Raw genomic sequence first — 8,532 nt, 5'->3', positions numbered from 1 at the left:
GAAGATAACAACCAATAGATAATTGTTTAATATGGCATGATCTTATGGTTGAATGATTGTGGTTGCAGGATAATTATTCATTTCCCCTTGCTGTTCCTGAGAGTCAATATTAAAATCCATCGTACCAGTGCGATAGGATTTGTAATCGATTTCCCCGGTTGATTTCTTTCCGTTTATTGCAAAAAATGAGAAACCAACAGTACTGGATTCATACAGGATATTACTATTATGCGTTCCGATCTTTCTTGTGGGCAAAGACTGCCACCCATCATCATATCGCATCATTTCAATCGAGTCCGGATTGATATTGTTGGCTTCCATCCATGCAATAGGCACCCTGAATATTACTTCGGCATGTTTTATGTTATCTGGTGTAGCATATCCAAAATACCCTGCCCAGATATTGACATTCTTATAGACCAATCCGGAAGCGCTGGATTTTACAAGGGTAGAAGTGTTTTTTAATACTTCTACGGAAGTAGTTATTTCAGCTGGATTTGAATTACCTGTAATATTTATGAAAACTATTGGATTTGTTTGTTCCTTAAACCTGTAAGAAGTTGTGACATTCTTGTAAATATAAAGATCATATTTTTCTATGAGCTCAATGTTTGTATAGTTTTCACCCGAATTACCTCCTGCTCCGGAGACAGAACCGCCTGTTTCTTTTTCCTGCTTGACAGGTGTCGAAACAGGAGCCGGATAAACTTGATTTCCATCCGGGTCAACGACCCGGACATTTTCAAGATTGATCTGTGGACCATTTGTAGAATTAAGGGCAGTAAAATTGATAATAACAAAGGTCCCGGGAATTTGAACGTTTTTTTGTCCTATAATAGATACATAGATATTTACTGCCCTGCCAAGCGAATTATCTATTACACCGCCATTAAAAATTGTAGTCGCCCCATACTGTTTGAAGAGACTTCCTTCCGTGATGCTGTTTATCTTAAGTACGGATTTATCATACGATATATCAATCTGGGCACCTGCAATCGCTACACCCTGAGGATCAACTTTTACTCCAATATCAAAGGTCTGGCCAGCAGAAATATTGGACGGAAGCCTGTCAGGGTAAACAGCCGCAGCAATAGCAGTTGGAATAGCAGTTGATCCTGCAATAATGGCCATTAAGAAAAATAAAAAAATTTCATGGAAAACCAGTCTCATGTATTTTCTCCAAAGTGCTGGGCAGTAATTGTAATATCTGAAATATCAACAATCCCATCCATGTTAACATCATAATCCGGATATGGTGGATTGACCTTTTCAGTGAAATGCTGTCCGATTATTGTCAGGTCCCCAATATCAACTACTCCATTTTTATTAACATCATATCTTGGATATACATTATTTATGTAAACGGTTGTTATCCCCGTAACAGATACTGTCCCATCGCTCACTGATATTTCAATAGTATGGTTGCCTGAACTGGCATAGTTAGTTCTCCAGGAATAACTTGCTGTTGTACTCACCAGTTTATCATCCAGTTTAATTATGTAGCCAAGTGTGTCATTATCAGGATCGTTTGCTATAATGCTGATCGGAATAGTCTGTGTTTCGTTAAATGCTGAGCCATTGTACGGGAAAGAAGTAAATGTAGGCGGCCTATTGGCGTTATTGACCGTTATCATTATATTTTCAAAATCCGTCACACCGCCATCAGATACTTCAAAATGAATATCCGTATAATTACCCGATTGTGTGAAACCTGGTGTCCATAAAAAGGTCCTGTTTGCGGGGACAAACACAGCGCCAGATGGAAGATTTGTTGCGGAATATATAAGCGAATCTCCATTAGCGTCAGTTGCTGATAAAGTGAAAATAAGAGCCTGGCCTTCATCGATGGTTCTATTTCCAATTGTATCGAGTACTGGCGGACTGTTTATTAATACGCTCCCATTGGTCAGATTGAAAGCCACCGGATATCCGGCCTGGTCACTTATTATTATGTCTGAAATATTAACAACTGATGTTCCTGATGAACCAATTGCCATAAAGTCAATAGTAATGAACGTCCCTACAGTTGTAACATTATAAGGACCGAGGATGGACACATAAATATTGTTTACTCTTCCTGACGTATTATCTATTACACCGCCATTAAAGATCGTGTTTGCTCCGTTCTGTTTGAAGAGAGTTCCCTCCGTGACGCTATTCACCTTAAGGATCGATCCGTTATATGTAAGAGAAAGCTGTGCGCCTGAGATCGGATTACCCATTGGATCAATTGATATGTTAAGGCGCAAAGTCTGCCCCGGATTTACGATCTTGCTTGAAGGCGTTACGATAATATTTGAACGCTTATTCACAGTTATTGTGATATTCTCAAAATCCCTCAATGTTCCATCTGAAACTTCAAAATGTACATTCTGATAAATGCCGGATTGTGTGAAATCAGGCATCCAGCTAAAAGTCTTTGTGGCCGGGTTAAAAGTCGCCCCGGCTGGCAGGTTTGAAGCTGAGTATGTAAGAATATCCGACTCGTTATCAGTTGCAGATAAAGTGAAAGTAAGTGCCTGGCCTTCAACAATTTTCTTATCACCTATCCCCAGAAGTACTGGCGGGTTGTTAATGGTTATACTTCCGTTATATATTACTTGGGGAACAGGCTGGGCATCAGAATTGCTGATCTTAACATTTGAAAGATTTATTCCGGATGCACCTGACGAACCGATGGCTGTAGCATTAACAATGATGAATGTGCCAGGATTTGATACATTTGTCCTGCCAATTACTACACCAAAGACATTTATCACAGTACCCGTTGAATTATTTATAATGCCATTTGAAAAGAAAGTGTTTGCTCCATTCTGTTTGAATAAGTTCCCTTCAGTAATATTATTTATTCTGATCTTTGTCTGGTCAAACTCGATATTTAACTGCGCACCTGCAATTGCTGCTCCCTGCGGATCTATTGTTATATTCAAATTAAAAGTTCCTCCCTGGTTCGCGAGGTAATTTGCAGGAAATACTTTTACATCTGCAGCCATTGCCTGTCCATTTATTATTATCATTACGAATAATATCAGTCCGAATTTTATGTGTGTCATAATGATCGTGAGTAATGAACATGGGTATGAAGAATATGGCCATTAAAATCTCATGAAAAAATCAACCACAATCCCTCACAATGGCTTCAATAAGACATATTTAAAGAATAATGGGTCTCTTAAGACCAATATATGGAATTCATGCTTTTTTAATTCCAATATTTCAGTAATACAGGCTTCTTTAAATTATATAATACATATTATTTATTTACTGGTGTAATTATTCCATGAAAAACCGAATATGGCGGCTTACAGTATTTTCCTAACATTTTATTATCAAGTGATTATTTAATAATGTCAATATATAGATCATATTGAGGTGTTATGAAATATGCGAAATAAAACCAAATATATGATAGCTGCAATAGCTGCGGCAGCTTTTATGACAGCAGCTTATTATCTCCCGGCAGAAACATTCCTTGCTGCCTTTGCAGGAGGATTGTTCCTTATACCGGCATCTATCTTTGTGTATATGATGCAATCAGTGGCAAGAGCCTGATTCCATTAAAGATCCAGGCATAATAATGAAGCGGGAGGAAGAGGCACAAGGTCCTGTGTGAAACTTCATGCGGGATCTATTTTACATTTTAAGAGGGACCATGAACATTTCAAGACACATATCCATTGACGAGGAATATCTGAAAAAAATGGAAGCATATATAAAGAGACACAATGGGAACATGGGGGCTGCGTTAAGGGATATGATTTACCAGGCCGGAAAATACAATCAGGCTTTCAACTCATCGGCGGTAGATACTTCTTTGTTTAACTGGATGTTACAGGAGATAGATGACATATTGGTTCCCGGGGACGTTCTTGATAACCTGATCAACCCGATATTGATAAATTCGATGGAAAGACTTGAAGAAAACATAAACCGGAGGTTCACAGGACTTGAATGGGGAATAAACCTTCGTTTGAAATGCGATAATGACAATTTTCCAACAAAGGTACTTTTGACAATAAGAGGCACACCCCGGAAAATAAAATTTATTGCCGGATTAATGTCACAGTTCCTCGTGAAAAATTCACTCACCCGCTCACCGCTGGCAGTACAGTCAGTCGTTAATTTTAATGAGTGTATAAAAATTGAATTATCCCGGTCAGATAAAACAGAAGCAGAAGATAGTTTAATCACTTTTTTCGGAGGGTTAAACGGAATTTTGGGAACAGTAAAGGGCCATCCTGATTTCTGGAACCCGATTATCAAATGTCATAACCTCAGCAATTACAATATGGTCACAATCCACAGGAATTCTTTTGAAGATATACTTGCTAATGATATACCGGCAGGGGAAGTGACGATAGAATTTCTTGCAAAAAGACCAATTCGGGAAATACCTCTTAAAGATCTGCTCTGGCTCTTAAAGGAAGTTTATGAGAATTCAAGGATTGTTGACAGAGTGGAAATCGAAGATGATAAACTGGTCATTTTCCATAATTACAGGGCAAAACAAGCAGTAGATAAATTAAAAAAGATCGTTTTAACACTGCTGGAATCAAACGGCCACATGTACGACGGAAAATCAACAGAAAATATGATCGTATTGACACATAGGCCTGATGTCGGTTTAAAGATCAATGAATTAATTGATAATTTGAAAACAAGCAGCAATAGAGTTGACCGGGAATTATTGATGTTCATTACTTTCTTAAACGGCCTTAAGGACATTCCCGATATTCCTTTATCTCTTTCTGTTCTGGGAAGAAGACTTGGTAAATCCATAATGCAACAATATGAATTGGAAAATAACATCAAGGAATGGAACCTGGAAAAATTCAAAAATGCTTTTGAAACTATTGACTCAAAGCTTCACAGGGAAAGCGAATGGAAAACGGATGGGAAAAACCTGTATTATACTGTCAGGAAATGCAGCATTGCCCGGAATGATCCCGGTAAATGCATTTGCCACACTACAAGGGAGACATTTAAAGGCGCAATGGACTATGCCTTCAGTAATAAAGCAGAATTGGATGTTCAAAAATTATTATCTCATGGTGATAATTTTTGCGAGGTGGTATTACGAATTCAATAAAACCAGATTTCAACATAATAAAAAATCGGATGAGCAGGATAATAGTCCTGGCATTGATCGGTATTTTCTTTTTGACCGGGGCATCTGCACAGGATGAGAATACGGATATTTCCTGTTATCATTGCCATCCGGCACAGGTGAATGAATTCCGGGCAAGCATACATTTCAATAAAAATACTTGTGCGGACTGTCATGGCGGAGACATAAATATCAGTGGAAGTGTTGTTTCCATTAATGTGATGCATACGAACTTTACTGGAACGCCTTCACCTGTAAATGTCACGAACTTCTGTTCAAAATGTCATGGGAATGAAACCAGGGTATATGAAGACAGCATTCACTGGAAAAGACTGAAGGAAGGAAGAACATCAGCGTCGTGTACCGATTGTCACGGCATCCATAATATCCTTTCATCGAAAAACCCCAATTCTTCGACATACTCGGCAAATGTACCGGAGACATGTGCAACATGCCATGAAAACCAGACCAGAATGCAAGCTTTATATTATGGTATCAGGACAGACAGGTTTGACACTTACAAAAAATCTTTCCATTATAAGTCTTATGCAGGCGGCGGGAGGTTACTTGCAAGCTGTTCGGATTGTCATGAAAACCACGATACAAGGCAGGCAAGTGATCCGGAATCAGCAATAAATCCCGCGAATTTGCCGTCTACCTGCGGAAAAAACGGGTGTCATCCGGGTGCAAATAATGTATTTATTTATGGGGGTAAAGTCCATGAAGAGCAGTCTGTTTACCTGCTTTCCCTTGATGCAAAAAGGCTTGTAACGTATTTCTATATACTTATGATCCTTTTTGAACTTACCTTTACAATAGGGCTTATTTTCCTCGGGATTACATCAAATTTTGAAATAAGAAGGAGGCATTGATCATGGTAGAATTAAAATTCAAGAGGTTTACCCTGAACCAGCGCATACAGCATATAATATTTTTTACCTCATTTATCCTGCTTGCGTATACGGGTTTTCCTCTCAAGTTCCCCGAAGAATGGTGGTCAAGGTGGATGATAGAATCAGTAGGAGGATTCGATAACAGGACATTTATCCATCATTTTTCCGGCCTTGCAATGATAGGAGTGAGTATATATCATGTTGTTTACCATATACTTGAGAAACCCCGCTATGAAATACTGTTCAATCTTAAAGATCTCGAGGACTTCAAGCAGCAGGTACGGTATTTCCTGAGATATTCTGATGAGCATCCGAAATTCGGGAGATATACCTGGAAACAGAAATTCGAATATTTCGGGGCAGGATTCGGAGCAGTCATAATGGGTTTTACGGGATTATTGATGTGGCAGCCTTTTGAGGCCATGAAATATTTCCCGATAGGATTTGTGCAGATAGCGAACCTGTTTCATACATGGGAAGCTGTCCTTGCTTCCATTGCAATCTTTATAGGGCACTTCTATGATGAGCAGTTCGGGAAATTCCCAAATCTTGCATGGCTGACAGGGAATATTCCGGAAGAAGAAATGCGGCATGAGCATCCCCTGGAATATGAAGAAGCCATGAAAAGCCAGAAAATTGCAAATACGGAAAATAGGGAGCATAAGGAACACAAAAATATATTGATCGTGGGATTTGCGAAACTTGTGTTCACGATAATCTTCCTTACAATTTGCATCTGGATGGTGTGGATATCGTATAACGTTCTTATGGAAGCTGTTAAGACGTATGTCCTGAACGTGGTATAGCATGAAAGGTTTTCAAAAACGATTTTTTCTTTTTTATTGTCATTTTATGTCATAAAAAATCTTTAATGGACACAAAACCCGGATATCTTCGCAAATACTTTTTTAGGATTGTCATTTTATATGTTTAATAAAGGAGTGAGGAAAAATGAATATTACACGGCATATCTCACTTGAAGATGAATATATTGAGAAATTAAAACCCTATGCTGATAAGCATAACGGGAATTTCGGCGCAGCATTAAGGGATATGATCTGCCAGGCCGGGAAGTATGATACCAGGATCAATTCATCGGCAATAGACCATTCCTTATTTAACTGGATACTCGGGGAAATAGATGAAAAACTCCTTCCTTCTGAGATACTCAATGAATTCATAAATCCGGTAATGATGAATTCAATGGACAACCTGGAAAATTATCTTAACCGGAAATTCGGGGAACTTAAGTGGGGAATTTGCATCACATTAAGATCTGACAATGATATTTTCCCGGGTGAAGTATTGATGGAGATAAAAGGCGATAATCAGAAGATAAAGTTCATTACCAGCTTAATTGCCCAGTATATTGTCAAAAACTCACTTAAAATCATACCTCTTGAAGTCATGTCGGTCATTAATACTAATGAAGGTATAAAAGTAGAATTATCAGGTTCAAACTATAAAGATGCACTCCTTAGCCTTGAGACTTTTTTTGGAAAGACAGACGAGCTTATCAGGACTATAAAGACGCGCCCGGAATTCTGGAAATCCCTGTTCAACAGGCATCTTGTAAGTAATTATAATATGGTCACTGTCCACAGGAATTATTTTGAGGATCTGCTNGAGGGTAAAATACCNGCATGGGAGNTCACAATAGAAAATATNGCAAAAAAACCCATNCGGGAAATCCNTCTTACGGAAATGCTTCANNTNATNAAAGAGGTCTTTGAAACATCANGGATAGTTAACAGGNTGGAAATCGATAAGGATACACTTGTTTTATTCCACAGCTACAGGGACAGGGCAGCTATTGAAAAACTAAGAAAAAGCGCTCATGCGCTCCTTGAGGCAAATGGCCATATGTACGATGCCAGGGCAACNGCCAANATCATAATACTGACCCACAGGTCTGANGTCGGGATAAAAATAAATGAGATNGTTAAGACNTTGAAAAACAGCAATACCAGGCTTGACCAGGAGCTTCTGGTATTTCTTGGATTCTTAAAAGGATTAAAGGACATTCCTGATATTCCCATATCTCTGACATCCCTGGGTCGAAGGACAGGCAAATCCTTAATGCAGGGGTATGAACAGGAAAAACTTATCAAGACATGGACACTGGATAACTTCCAGAAGGCATTACAGAATATAGATGCAAGACTCCACAGGGAAAGTGAATGGAAATTAGAAGGAAAGGATCTGCTCTATACAATCAGGAAATGTAATATTGCAGGAAATGGAACTGAATTTGATAATTACGTCTGTCATACTATGAGGGAGACATTTAAAGGGGCATTAAGTTACGCTTTTGGGAACAAAGCCCAGATGTACGCGAAACATTTACTGACGCATGGAGATAATTTCTGTGAGGTGATTATAAGGATACATTGACCTTATTTTCAAAATAATCCTGTCATTTGCCATATTTTGTATCTATAGGGCCATTCGATGGCATATCATGTCCCTTTTATGTCATATTATGTCTATTCATGGCTTTCCATGCTATCTTCCTGTCAAATATTCTTTTAA

The 8,532-nt window shown here is 38.6% G+C and carries 6 protein-coding genes; 4 read left to right on the top strand and 2 right to left on the bottom strand.

The genetic code is table 11. From position 1 onward, the window contains the following. Nucleotides 1-42 precede the first annotated feature (42 nt). Complete coding sequence (locus FIB07_01845; GenBank protein NJD51589.1) at nucleotides 43-1,170, bottom strand: PGF-pre-PGF domain-containing protein; 1,128 nt, start codon at nucleotides 1,168-1,170, stop codon at nucleotides 43-45. Beyond that, nucleotides 1,167-3,053 (bottom strand): hypothetical protein, encoded by a 1,887-nt coding sequence (locus tag FIB07_01840; protein NJD51588.1) that lies wholly within the window; start codon nucleotides 3,051-3,053, stop codon nucleotides 1,167-1,169. Before FIB07_01840 ends, FIB07_01845 begins: the two co-directional genes overlap by 4 nt. Nucleotides 3,054-3,652: 599 nt before the next feature. Between FIB07_01840 and FIB07_01835 the strand changes: the two genes are divergently transcribed. The 4 genes from FIB07_01835 (at nucleotide 3,653) to FIB07_01820 (ending at nucleotide 8,394) form a co-directional block, all read left to right on the top strand. Then, nucleotides 3,653-5,089 carry a hypothetical protein gene (locus tag FIB07_01835; protein NJD51587.1) on the top strand — a complete coding sequence of 479 codons (1,437 nt, stop codon included), beginning with the start codon at nucleotides 3,653-3,655 and terminating at the stop codon, nucleotides 5,087-5,089. 29 nt (nucleotides 5,090-5,118) lie between these two features. Further along, the gene (locus FIB07_01830; protein ID NJD51586.1) at nucleotides 5,119-5,979 is read left to right on the top strand and encodes a hypothetical protein; all 861 of its coding nucleotides are present in this window, start codon (nucleotides 5,119-5,121) and stop codon (nucleotides 5,977-5,979) included. A 2-nt stretch (nucleotides 5,980-5,981) separates the two neighbouring features. Then, nucleotides 5,982-6,806 (top strand): cytochrome b/b6 domain-containing protein, encoded by an 825-nt coding sequence (locus tag FIB07_01825; protein NJD51585.1) that lies wholly within the window; start codon nucleotides 5,982-5,984, stop codon nucleotides 6,804-6,806. Between the two features lie 145 nt (nucleotides 6,807-6,951). After that, the gene (locus FIB07_01820; GenBank protein ID NJD51584.1) at nucleotides 6,952-8,394 is read left to right on the top strand and encodes a hypothetical protein; all 1,443 of its coding nucleotides are present in this window, start codon (nucleotides 6,952-6,954) and stop codon (nucleotides 8,392-8,394) included. Nucleotides 8,395-8,532 lie beyond the last annotated feature (138 nt).

The sequence above is a fragment of the Candidatus Methanoperedens sp. genome (assembly GCA_012026795.1).
Classification (GTDB): domain Archaea; phylum Halobacteriota; class Methanosarcinia; order Methanosarcinales; family Methanoperedenaceae; genus Methanoperedens.
The sequence above is the reverse complement of the archived record's forward strand: the minus strand, read 5'-3'. Positions and strand labels throughout refer to the sequence as shown.

What these genes read in the sequence shown, in the direction of transcription:
- FIB07_01830 (NJD51586.1), top strand. Translation starts at nt 5,119, where the DNA reads ATGAGCAGGATAATAGTCCTGGCATTGATCGGTATTTTCTTTTTGACC.
- FIB07_01825 (NJD51585.1), top strand. Translation starts at nt 5,982, where the DNA reads ATGGTAGAATTAAAATTCAAGAGGTTTACCCTGAACCAGCGCATACAG.
- FIB07_01845 (NJD51589.1), bottom strand. Translation starts at nt 1,170, where the DNA reads ATGAGACTGGTTTTCCATGAAATTTTTTTATTTTTCTTAATGGCCATT.
- FIB07_01840 (NJD51588.1), bottom strand. Translation starts at nt 3,053, where the DNA reads ATGACACACATAAAATTCGGACTGATATTATTCGTAATGATAATAATA.
- FIB07_01835 (NJD51587.1), top strand. Translation starts at nt 3,653, where the DNA reads ATGAACATTTCAAGACACATATCCATTGACGAGGAATATCTGAAAAAA.